The sequence below is a fragment of the Mycobacteriales bacterium genome, from assembly GCA_035995165.1.
Lineage (GTDB): Bacteria > Actinomycetota > Actinomycetes > Mycobacteriales > CADCTP01 > CADCTP01.
Map to the genome: position 1 here is coordinate 39,535 of DASYKU010000005.1, position 18,753 is coordinate 58,287.

At 73.3% G+C, this 18,753-nt stretch carries 12 protein-coding genes; 4 read left to right on the forward strand and 8 right to left on the reverse strand.

Features of this window, described 5'->3' with window-relative positions; genetic code table 11:
* Positions 1-36: 36 nt before the first annotated feature.
* From VGP36_00805 to VGP36_00815, 3 genes are all read left to right on the forward strand, one after another.
* Complete coding sequence (locus VGP36_00805; protein ID HEV7653264.1) at positions 37-1,869, forward strand: acyl-CoA dehydrogenase; 1,833 nt, start codon at positions 37-39, stop codon at positions 1,867-1,869.
* Positions 1,870-1,951: 82 nt separating this feature from the next.
* Positions 1,952-2,305, forward strand: a complete 354-nt coding sequence (locus tag VGP36_00810; protein HEV7653265.1) for a YciI family protein — start codon at positions 1,952-1,954, stop codon at positions 2,303-2,305.
* A gap of 37 nt (positions 2,306-2,342) precedes the next feature.
* Complete coding sequence (locus VGP36_00815; GenBank protein HEV7653266.1) at positions 2,343-3,560, forward strand: RNA polymerase sigma factor; 1,218 nt, start codon at positions 2,343-2,345, stop codon at positions 3,558-3,560.
* 105 nt (positions 3,561-3,665) lie between these two features.
* Here the strand turns inward: VGP36_00815 and VGP36_00820 are convergent, their stop codons facing one another.
* The 3 genes from VGP36_00820 to VGP36_00830 form a co-directional block, all read right to left on the reverse strand.
* Positions 3,666-6,128 carry a barstar family protein gene (locus VGP36_00820; protein ID HEV7653267.1) on the reverse strand — a complete coding sequence of 821 codons (2,463 nt, stop codon included), beginning with the start codon at positions 6,126-6,128 and terminating at the stop codon, positions 3,666-3,668.
* Between the two features lie 118 nt (positions 6,129-6,246).
* Positions 6,247-7,659 carry a Si-specific NAD(P)(+) transhydrogenase gene (gene sthA, locus VGP36_00825; GenBank protein HEV7653268.1) on the reverse strand — a complete coding sequence of 471 codons (1,413 nt, stop codon included), beginning with the start codon at positions 7,657-7,659 and terminating at the stop codon, positions 6,247-6,249.
* A gap of 58 nt (positions 7,660-7,717) precedes the next feature.
* Positions 7,718-9,619 carry a glycoside hydrolase family 3 N-terminal domain-containing protein gene (locus tag VGP36_00830; GenBank protein HEV7653269.1) on the reverse strand — a complete coding sequence of 634 codons (1,902 nt, stop codon included), beginning with the start codon at positions 9,617-9,619 and terminating at the stop codon, positions 7,718-7,720.
* A gap of 59 nt (positions 9,620-9,678) precedes the next feature.
* Here VGP36_00830 and VGP36_00835 point away from each other — a divergent pair, with 59 nt between their 5' ends.
* On the forward strand, positions 9,679-10,500 hold the full coding sequence (locus VGP36_00835; protein HEV7653270.1) for a tyrosine-protein phosphatase: 822 nt from the start codon (positions 9,679-9,681) through the stop codon (positions 10,498-10,500).
* 149 nt (positions 10,501-10,649) lie between these two features.
* Here VGP36_00835 and VGP36_00840 read toward each other — a convergent pair whose 3' ends face one another.
* From VGP36_00840 to VGP36_00860, 5 genes are all read right to left on the reverse strand, one after another.
* Positions 10,650-12,377: a thioredoxin-like domain-containing protein gene (locus tag VGP36_00840; protein ID HEV7653271.1), complete on the reverse strand. Its 1,728-nt coding sequence runs from the start codon at positions 12,375-12,377 to the stop codon at positions 10,650-10,652.
* 375 nt (positions 12,378-12,752) lie between these two features.
* Entirely contained in the window at positions 12,753-14,171 is a 1,419-nt protein-coding gene (locus tag VGP36_00845; protein ID HEV7653272.1) for a dihydrolipoamide acetyltransferase family protein, read from the reverse strand.
* An 8-nt stretch (positions 14,172-14,179) separates the two neighbouring features.
* Positions 14,180-15,154, reverse strand: coding sequence for an alpha-ketoacid dehydrogenase subunit beta (locus VGP36_00850; GenBank protein ID HEV7653273.1), 975 nt, complete (start codon positions 15,152-15,154; stop codon positions 14,180-14,182).
* Positions 15,154-16,269: a pyruvate dehydrogenase (acetyl-transferring) E1 component subunit alpha gene (pdhA, locus tag VGP36_00855; GenBank protein ID HEV7653274.1), complete on the reverse strand. Its 1,116-nt coding sequence runs from the start codon at positions 16,267-16,269 to the stop codon at positions 15,154-15,156. The genes VGP36_00850 and pdhA overlap by 1 nt, the downstream gene beginning before the upstream one ends.
* Positions 16,270-16,568: 299 nt before the next feature.
* Positions 16,569-18,659: an AAA family ATPase gene (locus VGP36_00860; protein ID HEV7653275.1), complete on the reverse strand. Its 2,091-nt coding sequence runs from the start codon at positions 18,657-18,659 to the stop codon at positions 16,569-16,571.
* Positions 18,660-18,753: the final 94 nt, after the last annotated feature.

Here is an 18,753-nt window from a genome sequence, read left to right on the forward strand (position 1 = left end):
ACGAGTAGCCGTACGGTCGAACGGAGTCACCCGGCGATGGGCCACTACAAGAGCAACGTGCGGGACACCGAATTCACGCTCTTCGAGCTGCTGCGGATCCAGGACCGGCTCGGTCAGGGACCGTTCGAGGAGGTGGACGAGGAGACCGCGCGCGGGATCCTGTCCGAGGTCGAGCGGCTCGCCGTCGGCCCGGTCGCGGAGTCGCTGCTCGACTCCGACCGCCACCCGCCGGTCTTCGACCCGGAGACCCACTCGGCCACGCTGCCGGAGGCGTTCAAGAAGTCGTGGCGGGCCTACATGGACGCCGAGTGGTGGCGGATGCAGGTCCCGGCCGGGCTCGGCGGCACCGTGGTGCCGGCCTCGCTGCGGTGGGGCGCGGAAGAGATGATCCTCGGCGCCAACCCGGCCGTGCACATGTACTCGTCGGGCATGTCCTTCTCCACCCTGCTCTGGCGGATCGGCACCGAGGACCAGAAGAAGTGGGCCCGGTGGATGGTCGACAAGCGGTGGGGCTCCACGATGGTGCTCACCGAGCCCGACGCGGGTTCCGACGTCGGTGCGGGCCGGACCAAGGCGATCGCGCAGCCGGACGGGTCGTGGCACCTCGAGGGCGTGAAGCGGTTCATCACCTCGGGCGACCAGGACCTGACCGAGAACATCGTGCACTACGTGCTGGCCCGCCCCGAGGGCGCCGGCCCCGGCACCAAGGGCCTGTCGATGTTCGTGGTGCCGAAGTTCCACGTCGACCTCGAGACCGGTGAGCTGGGCGAGCGCAACGGCGTCTACGTCACCAACCTCGAGAAGAAGATGGGCCTGAAGGTCTCCACCACCTGCGAGCTGACCTTCGGCGAGCGGGAGCCGGCCGTGGGCTGGCTGATCGGCGACAAGCACGACGGCATCCGGCAGATGTTCAACGTCATCGAGAGCGCCCGGATGATGGTCGGCACCAAGGCGATCGCGACGCTGTCCACGGGCTACCTCAACGCGCTGGACTACGCCAAGACCCGGGTGCAGAGCGCCGACCTCACGCAGATGACGGACAAGACCGCGCCGCGGGTGACGATCATCCACCACCCGGACGTGCGGCGCATGCTCATGCTGCAGAAGTCGTACGCGGAGGGCATGCGGGCGCTCATGCTCTACACCGCGACCCAGCAGGACGCGGTGATCGTGGCCGATTCCCGGGGCGAGAAGGACGACGCCGCCGCCCGGCTCAACGACCTGCTGCTGCCACTGGTCAAGGGCCTCGGCTCGGAGCGGTCCTACGAGCTGCTGGCCCAGTCACTGCAGGTCTACGGCGGCTCCGGCTACCTGCAGGACTACCCGATCGAGCAGTACATCCGGGACGCCAAGATCGACAGCGTCTACGAGGGCACCACCTCGATCCAGGGTCTCGACCTGTTCTTCCGCAAGATCGTGCGGGACAAGGGGGCGGCGCTGACCGCGCTGGCCACCGAGATCGGCACGTTCGCCGCGAGCGAGGACGGCAACGGGCGGCTGAAGGAGGAGCGGGCGGCACTGGCGACCGCGCTGGCCGACGTGCAGGCGATGGTCGGGTCGATGGTCGGCTACCTGATGGCCGGGCAGCAGGACGTCACCGAGGTCTACAAGGTCGGGCAGAACACCACCCGGCTGCTGCTGTCGCTCGGCGACCTGGTCGTCGGCTGGCTGCTCGTCCGCAGCGCCGCGGTCGCGGTGGCCGCGCTGGACAGCGGCACGGCCTCGGCCCGGGACCGGGCGTTCTACGAGGGCAAGGTGGCCTCGGCCCGGTTCTTCGCCACCACCGTGCTGCCGGAGCTGACCGCGCGCCGCAAGGTCGTCGAGAGCACCGACAACGCGCTGATGGACCTGCCGGAGGAGAGCTTCTAGTTTTCTTCTCGCCCGATGTCGAGAACTCCGTGGTCCCTACGACGCGTTGACGAACGACACCGACGACGCGAGGAGAAGGACGATGCGGGTTCTCACCCTGCTGAAGATGGGCGAGCAGGTCGGCGAGGCGCCGGCGGAGCTCTACCCGGCCATGGACGCGGTCATCAAGGAGATCGACGCGAGCCTGAAGCTGATCGACACCAACGGGCTGGTGCCGAGCGCGACGGCCGGCGCCCGGATCCGGACGACCGCGGGGAGGACCACGATCCTGGACGGGCCGTTCGCGGAAACCAGGGAGCTGGTCGGCGGCTACGCGATCGTCGAGGTCGACACGTTCGCCGAGGCCGTCGAGGCCGCCCGCAAGATCGTGCAGGTGCACGCGGACCACTGGCCGTCCTGGGAGGGCGAGGCCGAGGTCCGTCAGATCGAGGGCTGACTTGCCGGGGTCGTCGCCGCCCGATCTGATCGGGCTCGTGACGGCACCCGAGGTGGTCAGCACGGTCTGGAGGGCCGAGGCGGCGCGGCTCGTCGCCGGGCTGGCGCGGATGACGTACGACCTCGGCCTGGCCGAGGATCTCGCCCAGGACGCGCTCGTCGCCGCCCTGGAGCAGTGGCCGGAGTCGGGCGTCCCGGACAACCCGGGCGCCTGGCTCATGGCCGTGTCCAAGCGCCGCGCGATCGACCACTTCCGCCGGGCCGCGCGACTGCGCGCGCTCACCCCGGCGGTCGTGCCGGAGCCGGTCATGCCTGATCTGGATGCCGCCGTCGACCACATCGAGGACGACGTACTGCGGCTGATGTTCATGTCCTGCCACCCCGTGCTCACCACCGAGTCGCGGGTGGCGCTCACGCTGCGGCTCGTCGGCGGGCTGTCGACCCGCGAGATCGCCCGCGCATTCCTGGCCTCCGAGGCCACGGTCGCGCAGCGGATCAGCCGGGCCAAGCGGACGCTGGCTTCGGCGGGCGTGCCGTTCGAGGTGCCGTCCGGGCCGGAGCGGCCGGAGCGGCTGGCGTCCGTGCTGGAGGTCGTCTACCTGGTCTTCAACGAGGGGTACGCGGCCACCGCCGGCGACGACTGGCTCCGCCCGGCCCTCTGTGACGAGGCGCTGCGGCTCGGGCGGCTGCTGGCCTCGGTCGCGCCGCGGGAGCCGGAGGTGCACGGGCTGCTCGCGCTGATGCTGCTGCAGGCCTCCCGGTCGGCGGCCCGGGTCGGGCCGTCCGGCGAGCCGGTGCTGCTGCGGGACCAGGACCGGACCACGTGGGACGCCGGCCAGATCGCGGCCGGGCTGGTGGCGCTGGAGCGGGCCGGCTCGACCGGGATGTACGCGATGCAGGCGGCGATCGCCGCCTGTCACGCGGTCGCGCCGTCGGTCGCCGCGACGGACTGGGTCCGGATCGCCGCGCTGTACGGGCAGCTCGCGGCGGCGACCGGGTCGCCGGTGGTCGAGCTGAACCGGGCCGTCGCGGTCGCGGAGGCGTACGGGCCGGCGGCGGGGTTGGCGATCGTGGACGCGCTGGGCGGGACGCCGGCGCTGCGGGACTACCACCTGCTGCCGAGCGTGCAGGGGGACCTGCTGGTGCGGCTCGGGCGACGGACCGAGGCGGCGGCCGCGTTCGGGCGGGCCGCCGCGCTCGCCACCAACGAGCAGGAACGCTCCCTCCTCCTCCGCCGCGCCCAAACTCAGACCTGACCCGGACCCCCGCCGGCGGGGTACAGGCCGCCCCGGGCCGGAGTGCGGGGCCGCCGCGGGGCGGAGCCGCCGCGCGCCGGGCGGCTCGGGGCTGCCGGCGCCGGCTCAGCCGGTACCAGGCCAGAGGCGGGTGCTGCCGACGGCGAGGTCGAGGTGGAAGGCGGAGATCGCGCCGGCCGGCTGGAACGCCTCGAGCGCGGCCCGCCCCAGCCCGGCCCGCCCCGCCGCCAGCGCCATCTCCCGCCGCATCCCCTCCGGGTCCACGGTCTCCGCGACCGCGAGGCAGTAGACCTTCAGCTGCTCCTCGGTCACGCTCCGCAGCAGCGCGACCGCCCCGGACGCGGACCTGGCCCACTCGACCAGCGCGGCGTCGTACGCGTCCGGCTCGGGGTCGCCCTTGGCCACCGCGGTGTCGCGGTCGATGCCGACCAGCGTGAACCCGTCGACGACGGTGTCGCCGCGCTCCTCGTCGGTGTCCCGGACCGGCGGCGGCCCGAGGTTGGTCACGGACGGCGGGGTGGGCCGGGCCAGCGTGCCGTCGGTGGCGGCGGCCGGTGCCGGCGCGGCCCGCTCGGCCCGGCGGGTCCAGACCCGGGTCGAGGAGCGGGTCAGCCGCAGGTGCACCGGGGACAGGCCGCGGGCCGGCGCGAACGGCTCGACCGGGCTCGGCGCGCTCGCCCGGACCTCCTCCGGGTCGGCCTCGCCGGTCAGCGCGGCGCCGACCACCAGCCGGCCCTCCGCGTACGCGGTGACGAGGCCGACGACGCCGGCCCGGTCGGCGGCCCAGTCGGCCAGCGCGGTCAGCGCCGGTCCGTGCTCCGGGTCGTCCAGCCCGGGTCCCGGGGTGAACGTCGCGTCGTCGGGCAGGACGAATCGCTCCGGCGGGGCCGGCCACAGCGGGCGGCAGCGGGCTTCGAGCCAGCGGTGCGCCTCGGAGACGTCGTTCGCGGCCAGCACCTCGACGCAGCAGCGGGCCGCGCCGGACCCCTGCAGGGTGTCCACCAGCGCGGTCCGCTCGGACTCGACGTCGGCGATCGAGCTGCGGTTGACGTACCCGAGCACGACCCGGACCCAGCTGCCGTCCGGGTCCTGGACCCAGGTCCGGAACAACGCCGCGGTCCGCCCGCTGCCGGCCGCGTGCGCGAGCAGGGCGGCGTCGACGGGGTCGTTGTCGTCCGAGCCGGTGTCGAACGGCCATTGCAGGTTGGCCGCGATCAGCTCGAACGGGGCGCCGGGGCGATCGTGCGGGCCGGGTTCCGGTTCCGGTGCGGGTCGCTGGGCCGGGATCTCGACCGTCGGCGGCGACTCGACCGCCGGAATGATCTCGGTCGCCGCCGCCTCCGGAACCGGCACCTCCGGAACCGGCACCTCCGGAACCGACACCTCCGGAACCGACACCTCCGGAACCGCCGCCTCGGGAACCGCCGCGTCCCCGGCCGCCGCCTCTCGCGTCGCCGCCTCTCGCGTCGCCGCCTCCCGGGCCGCCGCGTCCCCGGCCGCCGTCTCCCGGGCCGCCGTCTCCCGGACTGCCGCCTCCCGGGCCGGCGCGTCCCGGGCCGGCGCGTCACGGGCCGGCGCGTCACGGGCCGGCGCCGCCTGGGTCTCGAGCGGTGGCGCGACCGGCGCGGTCGCCATCGGGAGGCCGATTGCGGCCGGCGTCTCGGGCTCCGCGACCGCCGCATGCTCCGGTCCGGGGCCCGGGCTGGGCCAGACCTCCGTCGCCGCCGCGGCGAGCGCCCGCTGCCGCGCGTCGGCCGACGACGCCTCTTCCGGCACCGGGACGACCACGCACGACTCCCCGGCCGCCGCGACCGTTCCGGCCAGCGCCGCCACCACCGCGGCCAGGTCGACGGGTCCCGCCAGCACCGGGACGTACACCCGGACCCGGCCGGACGACCCGCCGCGGAACTCCTCCCAGACCCGGCCGAGCCTCCGCACACCGTCCACAGTGGACGCGACCGTGCCCGCCGCCGCGTCGACCGCGTCGGCCGGCCCGCCGGACAAGGTCGACCGGGCCGAGACGGAGGTCGCCGCGGACGGCTCCTCGGCGTCCCAGCCGACCAGCTCGGCGTACCGCGCGCCGGCCGCGTCGAGCCGGGCCCGCAGCGCCGCCAGCCCGATCGTGTCGTCCTGCAGCACGAGATGGAACGGGAGCGGCTCGCCCTCCTCGGCCCGGGCCCGGGCGACGTCGCGGACCACGTCGACCAGCCCGCGCAGCGCGTCCAGCCGCTCGGCCGCGAGCAGCAGCGCCGCCCGGGTCACCACCAGGACGTGTCCCTCGCCCGGCAGCCAGGACAGGTCGGTGAGCAGCGCGGTCAGCCCGGCCCAGTCCTCGGCCGGGTCGCCCGGCAGCTGCAGCGCCGCACCGATCTCGTCCAGCAGCCCGTACGTGGAGCGGCCGCAGTGCCCGCGCAGCTGCCGGACCACGATGCCGTCCTGCCCGAGCAGCCAACCGAGCTGCCGGGCGTCGGCCGGCGCCGCGTCGAGCAGGTGCAGCCACGGGCCGGTCGGCCGGGACAGCCGGGCCAACTCGGCCTCCGGCCCGGATACGGAGGGAACGACTCTCACCGGGCGATTCTCACTGTGCCAGCTAACCGGCGGGACGACCAAGAACTCGTAATGCCAGCCAACCGACCGGACGACCAAGAACTCGTAGTGCCAGCCAACCGGCGGGACGACCAAGGACTCATAGCAGCGACATCCGGGCCACCGCCCGCATCTTGTTCATCGCGTCCAGCGCCGCCACCTTGTACGACTCGGCCAGCGTCGGGTAGTTGAACACCGCGTCGACCAGGTAGTCGATCGTGCCGCCGCAGCCCATCACCGTCTGTCCGATGTGGACGAGCTCGGTCGCGCCGGTGCCGAAGACATGGACGCCGAGCAGCGTGCGGTCCTCGGAGTGCACCAGCAGCTTCAGCATCCCGTACGAGTCGCCGAGGATCGCGCCGCGGGCCAGCTCCCGGTAGCGGGAGATGCCGACCTCGAACGGGATCGACTCCTCGGTCAGCTCGTCCTCGGTCTTCCCGACGTAGGAGATCTCGGGGATCGTGTAGATCCCGATCGGCTGGCAGTCGTTCATCGGCGTGCTGACCGGCTCGCCGCAGGCGTGGTAGGCCGCCCGCCGGCCCTGTTCCATCGAGGTCGCGGCCAGCGCCGGGAAGCCGATGACGTCGCCCACCGCGTACACGTGCGGGGCGGAGGTGCGGTAGTCGTCGTCGACCTTGATCCGGCCGCGGGCGTCGGCCTCCAGGCCGGCCTTCTCCAGGTCGAGCGGGTCGGTGACGCCCTGCCGGCCGGCCGAATACATGACGGTGTCGGCCGGGATCCGCTTGCCGCTCTCCAGGAACGTCAGCGTGCCGCCTTCATGCCGCTCGACCCGGGCGACCGTCTCCCGGAACCGGAACGTCACGGCCAGGTCCCGCAGCTGGTACTTCAGCGCCTCGATGATCTCCAGGTCGCAGAACTCCAGCATCCGGTCGCGGCGCTCGACCACGGTGACCTTGGTGCCGAGCGCGGCGAACATCGATGCGTACTCGATGCCGATCACACCCGCGCCGACCACCACCATCGACGGCGGCACGTGGTCCATGTCGAGGATCTGGTCGGAGTCGACCACGGTCCGCCCGTCGAAGTCCACAGTGGACGGACGGGCCGGCTTGGTGCCGACCGCGATGACGAACTTCTCCGAGGTCGCCTGGCGCTCGGTGCCGTCGGCGGCGGTGACCACGACCGAGTTCGGCCCGGTGAAGCGGGCCATGCCGACCAGCAGCTGCACGTGGTTGCGGGCCAGCTGGCTGCGGATGACGTCGATCTCCCGGCCGATGACGTGCTGCGTCCGTGAGGTCAGGTCGCTGACAGTGACGTCGTCCTTCAGCCGGTACGACTGGCCGTAGAACTCGCGCTGGGCCAGCCCAGTGACGTACAGGACCGCCTCGCGCAGGGTCTTGGACGGGATCGTGCCAGTGTTGATGCACACCCCGCCGATCATGTGCTTGCGCTCGACGATTCCGACGCGGCGGCCGAGCTTCGCGCCCGCGATCGCGGCCTTCTGTCCTCCTGGTCCGGATCCGAGCACGAGCAGATCGAAGTCGTACGCCATCACGGCCTCCCGAGGTCGTCGGGCCAATCCTCGCGCGCCCGGGGCCCGGGCGCACCCCTCACACTCCGCGGCGCAGCACGGCGACGTCGAGAACGGGCTGGTCACCGGCCACGCCGAAGGTCACCGCGGACTGCCCGAGCACGAAGAACTGGTGCGTCGACGGCCGGTAGACGGCCGCGTCCAGCCGCCCGTCGCCGGTGTAGTCGGCCGGCACGAGCTGGTCGCCGGCCGCGCCGAAGTGCAGCGTGGACCCGCCGCGGATCCACCAGACGTTGGTGCCCGGGCGGTAGACCGTGCGGTCGGCGACGCCGTCGCCGGTCCAGTCGCCCGGCACCGGGACGTCGCCGGCCTGACCCCAGGCGACGGTGGCCTGCCCGTCGACGTGCCAGGTGCCGTCGGCCGGGCGGAACACGGCCCGGTCGGCGACGCCGTTGCCGTCGTAGTCGCCCGGCACCGGGATGTCGCCGGGGCCGCCGAAGGCGACCGCGGCCTGGCCGAAGACGTACCAGACGTCGGTGGACGGCCGGAACACCGCGCGGTCGACCCGGCCGTCCCCGTCGTAGTCGGCCGGGACCGGGATGTCCCCGTCCTGGCCCCAGGTGATCGCGGACTGGCCGCGCACGAACCACTGGTGCGTCGAGGGCCGGTAGACCGACAGGTCCGTACGGCCGTCGCCGTTGTAGTCGGCCGGCAGCGGGATGTCGCCGCGCTGGCCGTAGGTGACCGCGGGCTGGCCGAGGGAGAACCAGGTCCCGGTCGAGGGCCGGAACACCGTCTTCTCGGCCGTTCCGTCGCCGGTGAAGTCACCGCGCATCGAGGCCCGGTCGAGCAGGCCGAGCTGCTGCTTGGCGGTGAGGATCCGCAGGGCCGACTGGTTCACCCGGGCCGCGAACGCGGCGTCCGTCCTGGCCTTGTCGAACAGGGCCAGGAACATCTCCGGCAGCGTCGCGATGTTCACGGTCAGCACCAGGTCGCCACCGGCCTGGACGAAGTCGAGGGCCCGGTTGCCCGGGGTGAAGCCGCTGACCTGACGGGCGTTGCCGAGGTCGTCGGAGACCACGACGCCGCCGAAGCCGAGATCGCCGCGCAGCATGCCGGTCACCACGGTCGGCGAGAACGCGGCCGGCCGGCTCGCGTCGATCCGGGAGTAGATCGCGGTCGACATCATCACGAACGGGCTGCCGATGCCGGCGGCGTACCGGAACGGGGCCAGGAACGGGTCGGTCCGGGTGGTGACCGTGTCGGTGACGCCGCTGGTGGTGTCGGTGTTCGCGGTGACCCGGCCAAGGCCGGGGAAGTGCTTGATCGTCGGGATGACGCCCGCGCCCTCGAGGCCAGCGGCGAACGCCCCGGCGTGGGTGGCCACCGAGGTCGGGTTGGAGCCGAACTGGCGGTCGAAATTGCCGATCGGCGGGTTGTTCGCCCCGGCCGGCACGGTGTCCGCGACCGGCGCGAGGTCGACCCGCACCGCGGCCGCGCGGAGCTGGGCGCCCCAGGTCCGGGCCTGGGCCTGCAGCGTCGCGGTCGCCTCGGTGCCCTGGCTCAGCGCACTCGGGATCGTGGAGAAGCCCGGGCCCTTGAGGACCTGGACCGCGCCGCCCTCCTGGTCGGCGCTCACCAGCAGCGGGACGCCGGCGTTGCCGGGGCCGGTCGCCTGGGTCTGCAGCTGGGCCGAGAGGCTGGCGGTCGCGGCGGTGCCGGCGGTGCCGCGGCCGGTGAGGATCACGCCGCCGACGTGGTAGTGCCCGATCTGCTGCAGGTCCTTGGCGCTCGCACCGGTGGCCGGGACGCCGACCATCAGCAGCTGGCCGACCCGCTGGTCCAGCGTCATCCGGGCCAGCAGCGCCTGGGCCGAGGCCGGCGCCGCGGCGCTCACCGGCGACGTCGGCAGGACCGCGATCACGGCACCGGCGACGACGGCGGCCGCTGTCGCGACGATGACCAGGCTGCGCTTCCGCACGCTGTGACGCTACGTCAGGTTGCCGGCCCCGGACGGCCCGCGCGAATAGTGTGGAAACGATGACTGCCGAACCGCTCTGGTTGCCGCTCGACGGCACTGCCAACGCCCGGGACCTGGGCGGACTGCCCACGTCGTCGGGCCCCGACATCGCGCCGCACCGGCTGTTGCGCTCGGACAACCTGCAGGGTCTGACCCCGGGTGACGTCCGTCTCCTCGTCGGCGAGATCGGCCTCCGTACGGTGGTCGACCTGCGGACGACGGTCGAGGTCGAGCTGGAGGGGCCCGGGCCGATGACCCGCGAGCCCTCGGTGTCGATCCGGCACCTCACGCTGTTCCCGGAGGTCGGCGACCGGACCGACGTGGACGCCGACGCGCTGCTGCCCTGGCAGGAGGAGGGCGAGGACGACCGCCGCGAGTCGGCACTGCCGGCCGGCAACCGGGCCATCGCGTTCTACCTGGCCTACCTGCGGGACCGGCCCGACAACATCGTCGCCGCGCTGCGGGCGATCGCGACCTCCGACGGGGCGACGCTGGTGCACTGCGCGGCCGGCAAGGACCGGACCGGCGTGGTCGTCGCGCTCGCGCTGTCCGCGGCCGGGGTGCCGAGGGAGCGGATCGTGGCCGACTACACCGCGACCGCCGACCGGATCGAGCCGCTGCTGGCGCGGTTGCGGGCCAGCGAGACGTACCGGGAGGACCTCGACAGCCGGCCGGACGAGGCCCACCTGCCACGGGCGTCGACGATGGCGGACTTCCTCGCGTACCTGGACTCGGAGTACGGCGGGGCGCTCGCCTGGCTGGCGTCGGCCGGCTTCGGCGACGAGGACGTCGCCCGCCTGCGCGCTCGCCTCGTCCCCTCCGCCGTCCCCGTCGAGGACTAGCCGCCCGCCTCGTCCCCCGTCCCCGTCGAGGACCAGCCGCCCGCCCGATCCGTCGGGGACCGGCCGCCCGCCTCGTCTCGTCAGGGGCCAGCCCCACCTCGTCCCGCCCGTCCGCCGGGGACCAGTCCCCCCGCCCGTCTCGTCGAGGACTAGGCGAGGGTGAGCCGGAGGTCGGTGGGGCCGCCCGGGGTGACCCGGAGGTCCCAGTCGCGGCGGGCCAGGTGACAGGCCGGGTACTCGCCGTCCTCGTCGCAACTGGCCGCGTACGCGCTGACCCGCAGCCGCTGCTCCGTCCCGATGGGGATCGTCCGGACCAGCTCCGGACCCTGGCTCGGGCCGGACTCGAGACCGCTGATCATGAGGCTGGTGGAGGGCCCGTACCGGTCGTCGAGCTTCTCGCCCGGTGGCGGCACGAACACGACCTCGATCGTGACCTCGCCGGTCCCGACCTCGGCGGTCGCCCGCAACGGGATGCGGGTGAGCCGGTGCGCGGCTGACTCGACCACGACCAGCTCGGTGCCGACGACGACCGCGCCGGTCGGCTCGGCCAGCCCGGTCGCGAGCGTGTCGACCGTCCGGGTCCGCGGGTCGTAGCGCCGGACCGCCCCGTTGTACGTGTCCAGCACGGCGACGTCCCCGTCCGGCAGCAGCGTGATCCCGAGCGGGTGCTGGAACCGAGCCTGCTCGGCCGGCCCGTCGACCAGGCCGAAGTCGAACAGCCCCTCGCCGACGTGGGTGTGCAGGATGCCGTCCCGCAGCGTGCGCAGCGAGGAGGTTTCGGCATCGGCGAACCAGAGCGTGTCGCCGTCCGGCGCAAGCGCGCTCGGCTGGGCCAACCACCCGTCCAGTGCCGGCCCGTCCCGCAACCCCTCCACCCGCGTCCCCGCCAGCACCGCACCCCGCGGCTCGCGTGCGTCCACCGACAGCAGGAGGTGTACGCCCGCGGCGGCGACCGCGATCCGTCCGTTCCACCAGGCGACGTCCCAGGGGGAGAAGACGCCCGGGATGGGGCCGGCGATGGTGCCGGCGCCGGCGAGCAGCCGGGGCAGGTCGGCGACGGTGCTGACCTCGCCGGTGTCCAGCCGGACGCCGCGGACCAGGTGGTTGGCGGTGTCCGCGACGAGCACGTCGACCCCGTCGAGGGCCCCGGCCGGGAGCACCGCGACCCCCTGCGGCCCGGCGAAGCTCGCGACGTCGGCGGCGCCGTCGGCCCGGCCGCGCTCGCCCGACCCGATGCGACGCAGCACGGTCACCCCGTCGGCGGCGAGCTCGACCAGCGAGTGGTGCCCGGCGTCGGCGACCAGCAGGGTCCCGCTCGGCGTGACCGCGATCCCGCCCGGATACCGCAGGTCGGTGTCGTCCGGGATGGCGACGGCTTCGGCCCCGATCACGTCCGCGGTGTCGCCGCGCCGGAGCCGGCTGCCGTACTCCTCGACCAGCTCGCCGACGAGCTCGTCGAGCTCGGCGGCGTGACCCTCGCCGAGCAGCGTCGCGGCGACGTATCCGTCGGGGTCGACGAGGACGAGCGTGGGCCAGGCGTTCACCGCGTACTGCCGCCAGGTCGCGAGATCCGGGTCGTCGAGCACCGGATAGCGGACGTCGTAGCGCTGCACGGCGGCGGCGACCGCGGCGTGCTCGGCCTCGTGCGAGAACTTCGGCGAGTGGACGCCGATGGTGGTGAGCACGTCGGCGTACGTGGCCTCGAGCGGGCGCAGCTCGTCGATGACGTGCAGGCAGTTGGCGCAGGCCGAGGTCCAGAAGTCCAGCAGCACGATCCGGCCCCGCAGGCCGGCGAGGCTGACGTCCCGGCCGCCGGTGTTCAGCCAGCCGCCCGCGCCCCGCAGCTCCGGCGCCCGCACCCGTCCCGTCGTCCGCACGCCGTCAAAACTCTCCCGCCACCCTCCGCGTTCCCTGCGGGCAACAGCACCCCGGACGCCAACGGACCCGGCAGGTGGGGCACACCTGCCGGGTCCGGGTTTAGTTCGTCAGCGGTTGGTCTGAGTACGGCTGAACGTCTGCAGTTCGTCCTGCAGAGTCCCCGCCGAGACCGCGTCCATGGCACGCCGCACACTGCGCACGCGCCGAGCCGCATGCCGCTCGCGCCACTTGTCCATCCGGGACTGCACTGTCCTCATCCTCCTCGTTGGTACGCCGTGTACGACGCTCAGGAGGACGAAAACATTCCCGATGTTCGGCCCGTAAGCCAGATCACCTTCGATCGTTAGGTTGCGTGGCGCTCGTCCCCTTCGATCTCACCCCCAGGCCAGGGCCAGGCTCGGATCGGCCAGCATCGCCGCCAGGTCGGCCAGGAACTGCGACCCGAGCTGCCCGTCGACGATCCGGTGGTCGAAGGACAGCGACAGCTGGGTCACCTGCCGGACCGCGAGCTGCCCGTCCACCACCCAGGGCATCTCCCGGACCGAGCCGAGCGCGAGGATCGCGGTCTCACCCGGGTTGAGGATCGGCGTCCCGCCGTCGACCCCGAACACGCCGACGTTGGTGATCGTGATCGTCCCGCCGGACATGTCGGCCGGGGTGGTCTTGCCCGCCCGCGCCGTGTCGGTCAGCCCCTTGATCGCCTCGGCCAGCTCCCGCACCGAGAGCCGGGCCGCGTCCTTGATGTTCGGGACGACCAGCCCTCGTGGCGTGGCCGCCGCGATGCCCAGGTTCACGTACTCCTTGACCACGATCTCCTGCGCCTGCTCGTCCCAGGCGGAATTGATCATCGGGTGCCGCCGGACCGCGAGCAGCAGCGCGCGGGCGACGAACAGCAGCGGGCTGACCTTGATCCCGACGAAGTCCGGCATCGCGGCGACGCGGTCCCGCAGCCGCATCGTCTCGGTCATGTCGACCGTCATCCACTCCGTGACGTGCGGAGCGGTGAACGCGCTGGACACCATCGCGGCCGCGGTGTGCTTGCGCACCCCCTTGATCGGGATCCGCTGCTCCCGGGTGCCGTCCCAGACGGCGGCCGCCGGCGCCGCGACCGGCTCGGCCGCCGGCTGACCCGTCGACTGGGCGGCCGTCTCGATGTCGGCGCGGGTGATCACGCCGCCACGGCCGGACCCGTTCACGGTGGCGAGGTCGACCCCGAGATCCCGGGCCAGCTTGCGCACCGGTGGCTTGGCCAGCACCGCGACCTGGCCGGACCCGTTGGACCGGACCGGCTCCCGTGGCGCGGGCGGCTCCGGGACGGGCTCTGGCTCTGGCTCTGGGTGAACCGTCGCGACCGGGGCCGGGCTGCTGCCCTTGCGAGCGCGGCGCTTCGCCACGACGGACCGCGGCCCATACCCGACGAGCACCGCGGTCCGGCCGCCCGGTGCCGGGCTGCCGATGAGCCCGGGCTCGACCGCCTCGTCGGCCGGCGGCGAGGGCACGAGGTCCTCGGCCGCCTGGGCCTGGGCCGGCACCCCGGGAGCGCCGTCGGGGTCGACGTCCACGGTCACGATCGGCGTCCCGACGTCGACCGTCGCGCCCTCCGGGACGAGCAACTCGGTGATCGCGCCGGCGAACGGGCTCGGCAGCTCGACCGCCGCCTTGGCCGTCTCGATCTCCACGATCGTCTGGTTGACGACGACCAGGTCACCGGGCTTGACGTACCACTTCAGGATCTCGGCCTCGGTGAGCCCCTCCCCGGCGTCGGGGAGCCTGAACTGCTTGAAGGTCGGCACCAGGTCTCCTAGAAGGCGAGCGAGCGGTCGACGGCGTCGAGCACCCGGTCGAGGTCGGGCAGGAAGTCCTCCTCCAGCCGGGACGGCGGATAGGGCGTGTCGAACCCGCCCACCCGCAGCACCGGGGCCTCCAGCGAGTAGAACGCCTGCTCGGTGACGCGGGCGGCGAGCTCGGACCCGAGGCCGAGCGTCACCGGCGCCTCGTGCACCACCACCAGTCGGCCGGTCCGCCGGACCGAGTCGAGCACGGTGTCGGAGTCCAACGGGGACAGCGAGCGCAGGTCGATCACCTCGAGCTGGCGCCCGTCCTCCTCGGCCGCGGTCGCGGCGTCGAGGGCCACCTTCACCATCGGCCCGTACGCCGCGATGGTCAGGTCCGTGCCCGGCCGGATGACCCGGGCCTGGTGCAGCTGCTGCGGGGTGTCGGACTGGTCGAACTCGGCCTTCTCCCAATAGCGCCGCTTGGGCTCCAGGAAGATCACCGGGTCGTCGGACGCGACCGCCTGCTTGATCATGTGGTAGCCGTCGGCCGGGTTCGAGCAGGCCACGACCTTGAGGCCGGCGGTGTGCGCGAAGTAGGCCTCGGGGGACTCGCTGTGGTGCTCGACCGCACCGATACCGCCGCCGAACGGGATCCGGATCGTGACCGGCAGCGCCACGTTGCCCTTGGACCGGTAGTGCATCTTCGCCAGTTGGCTGACGATCTGATCGAAGGCCGGGTAGACGAAGCCGTCGAACTGGATCTCGCAGACCGGCCGGTAGCCGCGCATGGCCAGCCCGATCGCGGTGCCGATGATCCCGGACTCGGCCAGCGGGGTGTCGATGACCCGGTCTTCGCCGAAGTCCTTCTGCAGGCCGTCGGTGACCCGGAAGACCCCGCCGAGCTTTCCCACATCCTCGCCCATGACCAGGACCTTGGGATCCGCATCCATGGCCGCGCGCAACCCGTCGTTCAGCGCCTTGGCCAGCGTGTAGGTCGCCATCAGTGCTGCGCCTCCTCGAAGGAGTCGAGGTACGCCGCGTAGCCGTCGCGCTGAGCGGTCAGGTGCGGGGTCTGCTCCGCGTACACCTCGCTGAAGATCTCCAGCGGATCCGGGTCCGGCATGTCCACGCAGGCCGCGCGGACCTGGGCGGCCAGGTCGACCGCCTCCTCCTCGACGGAGTCGAAGAAGCTCGCGTCGGCCTGGCCGGAGCGGGAGAGGTAGGCCTTCACCCGCTCGATCGGGTCGCGCAGTCGCCAGATCTCCAGCTCACTGGCCAGCCGGTAGCGGGTCGGGTCGTCGGACGTGGTGTGCGCGCCCATGCGGTAGGTGAAGGCCTCGATCAGCGTCGGCCCCTGCCCCGTGCGGGCCGCGTCCAGCGCCGCCCGCGTCGCCGCCAGACAGGCCAGCACGTCGTTGCCATCGACCCGGACGCCGGGAAAGCCGAAGCCTCGGGCCCGCTGGTAGAGCGGGATGCGGGACTGCTTCTCGATCGGCTCGGAGATCGCCCACTGGTTGTTCTGGCAGAAGAACACCACCGGCGCGTTGAACACGCTGGCCCAGACGAACGCCTCGTTGACGTCGCCCTGGCTGGAGGCGCCGTCGCCGAAGTACGCGATCACGGCGTCCTCGCCGCCGTCGCGCTGCATGCCCATCGCGTAGCCGGTCGCGTGCAGGGTCTGCGCGCCGATGACGATCGAGTAGAGGGCCAGGTTGCGCTCGGCCGGGTTCCACCCGCCGAAGTCGTTGCCCCGGTAGAGGCTGAGCAGCTCGCTCGGCTGTACGCCCTTGCACCAGGCCACGCCGTGCTCGCGGTAGCTCGGGAAAGCCATGTCACCCGGGCGCAGGGCCCGGCCCGACCCGATCTGCGCGGCCTCCTGGCCGAGCAGTGACGCCCAGATGCCCAACTCGCCCTGCCGCTGCAATGCGGTCGCCTCGACGTCGAGCCGGCGGACGAGGACGAGATCGCGATAGAGCGCGCGTACGTCCTCGGCCGAGATGTCGAGGGGATAGTCGGGATGCTCGACCCGCTCGCCTTCCGGGGTGAGCAGCTGCACCAGATCAGGCCCGCCGCTGGGTTCAGGAACGACGGGGACTCCGATGTCACCCAAGGTCATGCGCCTCTCCTCGCTCTAACTCCGCGCGGGATCGCCGCGCGGGGCGGACCGGCGCCGCGGGGCTGTCGCCGGGGGTGTCGACGTGAGCCCGCTGCGCGCCGGAGCGTGCGGAACGAACGTTAACCCCATCGTTGCAGACATCGCGGACTGCAGGACCCGGCAAGCTTCTGCCTCCGCGACGGCATGGTGCCAGGGCGAGGTTGCGATCTGTGGACAACGCGCGGCCCTGTGGACGGCGAGATGACACGACGCTGCGGAGGCTGTTACTCCTTTGCGTCATGCATGGTCCGCACCCGCACTCAGGCCGCGAGCTCCGGCGGCAGCGGCTGCTCGTGTACGACGACCAACCTGGTCACGGCGCGGGTCAGCACGACGTAGAGCCGGCGCAGCCCGCGTGGTTCGGCCGCCACGATGGCGGCCGGCTCCACCACCACCACCTGGTCGTACTCAAGACCCTTGGCCAGCGTGGCCGGCACCACCGTGATCCGTGGCGCCGGCCGCTCCTCCTCGTCATCGTCGCCGAGCGGCTCCGGCTCTGCCTCCGTGCCGAGGACGAGGTGTTCCGCTCCGATCGCGGCCAGCGCGGCCGTGACGGCCGGCACGTCGGCATCCGCGGCGATCACGCCGATCGAGCCCTCCTCGGCCAGCCCGCGGACCGCCTCGGCTGCGGCCGCGGCGGCCGGGTCCTGCACGCTGAGCACCTGCAGGCCGCCCGCCGCCTTCCGGACCGAGGTCGCCGGCTCCAGGCCGACCGCGAGGTGCGGCAGCAGCGCGTTGGCGAAGGCGATGACGTCGGCGGGGACGCGGTAGCCGCGGGTCAGCGGCTCCACCCGGGCGTCCGCCTTGCCCAGGTGCGCGAGCGTGACGTGCCAGTCCGAGGTCGACCAGGGCGTCGTGCCCTGGGCCAGGTCGCCGAGCACGGTCACCGAGCCGAGCGGGCACCGTCGCGCCACCCCGCGGCACTGCATGGGCGAGAGGTCCTGCGCCTCGTCCAGCACCACGTGGCCGTACGACTCGGGTCGGGCCAACAGGCCGGCGACCTCGTCGATCAGCACGGCGTCCGCCGCCGACCAGCGGGCGCTCTTGGCCGAGCGGGGCGGCTCGGCCCAGATCAGCAGCTCCTGCTCCTCGGGGTCGAGCAGCCCGCGCGCCGCGGCCGCCAGCCGGGCCGGGTCGGTGAACAGCTCGTGCAGCAGGACTGCGGGGTCGAGCGCGGGCCAGACGGCGTCGACGAACTCGCGGACCGGCTGCGAGCGGGCGACCCGGGCGGTCTCGGCGTCCGACGGCGCGCCGCCGGAGGCCTCCCGCATGCGCCGGACGTGCTCGGCGACCTGCAGGCGGAGCCGGTCCCGCGCGGTGACGTACGGGATCTCGCTGCGGCGCAGGTCGTCGACGTAGCGCCGCAGCCGTTCGGGCGAGATCCGGTATCGCCGGGTGCCGACGATGACGACGACGCCGTCCTCCGGGCGACGTACCCGCCGGACCACGGCCCGGCGGAGCACCTCGGCCAGCCGGGCGTCACCCTTGAGCGTCGCCACCTCGGGACTGTCCGCGCCGCGGATGGCCACCGGGGCGAGCAGTTCGTCCACGGTGGACTGCGTCACGCCGATCTCGCCCAGCGCCGGGAGCACCTCGCCGATGTAGCGCAGGAACGCGCGGTTCGGTCCGACCACCAGGACGCCGGACCGGCGCAGCCGCTCGGGGTAGGTGTAGAGCAGGTAGGCCGCGCGGTGCAGGCCGACCGCGGTCTTGCCGGTCCCCGGTGCACCCTGCACGCAGATGCTGTCGTCCAGCCCGGCCCGCACGAGGTCGTCCTGGTCCGGCTGGATGGTCGCGACGATGTCCCGCATGGGGCCGACGCGCGGCCGCTCGATCTCCTCCAGCAGGATCCGGCTCTCGGCCGCGCCGACCTGCGCGCTCGCACCGACCGTCAGCGGCTCGTCCTCGTACGAGGTGAGCGTGCCGGCGGCGAAGCCGAACCGGCGGCGGCGCTGGACGCCCATCGGCTCGGCCGGCGTGGCCCGGTAGAACGAGCGCGACATCGGCGCCCGCCAGTCGATGACCAGCGGGTCGCCCGCGTCGTCGCGGATGTGCCGACGACCGACGTGGAACATCTCGCCGTCCGGGCGCTCCTCGTCCGGGGACCGGTCGATGCGACCGAAGAACGGCGGCACGCTCGGGTCGTCGGCGAGCGCCTTGAGCCGACGGGCCCGGGCGGCACCGAGGGACTCGCTGGAGAACGCGTCGCCACCGACGTCGCTCGCGGTGCCGGCGACCACGCGCATCTGGGCGAGGCTCTCCCGGGACCGGATCAGGTGGTCGCGTTCGAAGGTGAGGACGGGGTCGGCGACGGACGGGATCTCGGGGTCGGCGGGACGGGACGGAGACACTGCGCTCCTCCGGATCGGCACGTGGTCCGGCCGGCGGGAACGGGCCGCCGACCGGGACGATCCCACTGCCCAAGGCATCGTCCCGGCTCCTCGC

Coding starts and splice junctions, on each gene's coding strand:
- VGP36_00805 (HEV7653264.1), top strand. CDS start 37: ATGGGCCACTACAAGAGCAACGTGCGGGACACCGAATTCACGCTCTTC.
- VGP36_00810 (HEV7653265.1), top strand. CDS start 1,952: ATGCGGGTTCTCACCCTGCTGAAGATGGGCGAGCAGGTCGGCGAGGCG.
- pdhA (HEV7653274.1), bottom strand. CDS start 16,269: ATGACCTTGGGTGACATCGGAGTCCCCGTCGTTCCTGAACCCAGCGGC.
- sthA (HEV7653268.1), bottom strand. CDS start 7,659: ATGGCGTACGACTTCGATCTGCTCGTGCTCGGATCCGGACCAGGAGGA.
- VGP36_00850 (HEV7653273.1), bottom strand. CDS start 15,154: ATGGCGACCTACACGCTGGCCAAGGCGCTGAACGACGGGTTGCGCGCG.
- VGP36_00835 (HEV7653270.1), top strand. CDS start 9,679: ATGACTGCCGAACCGCTCTGGTTGCCGCTCGACGGCACTGCCAACGCC.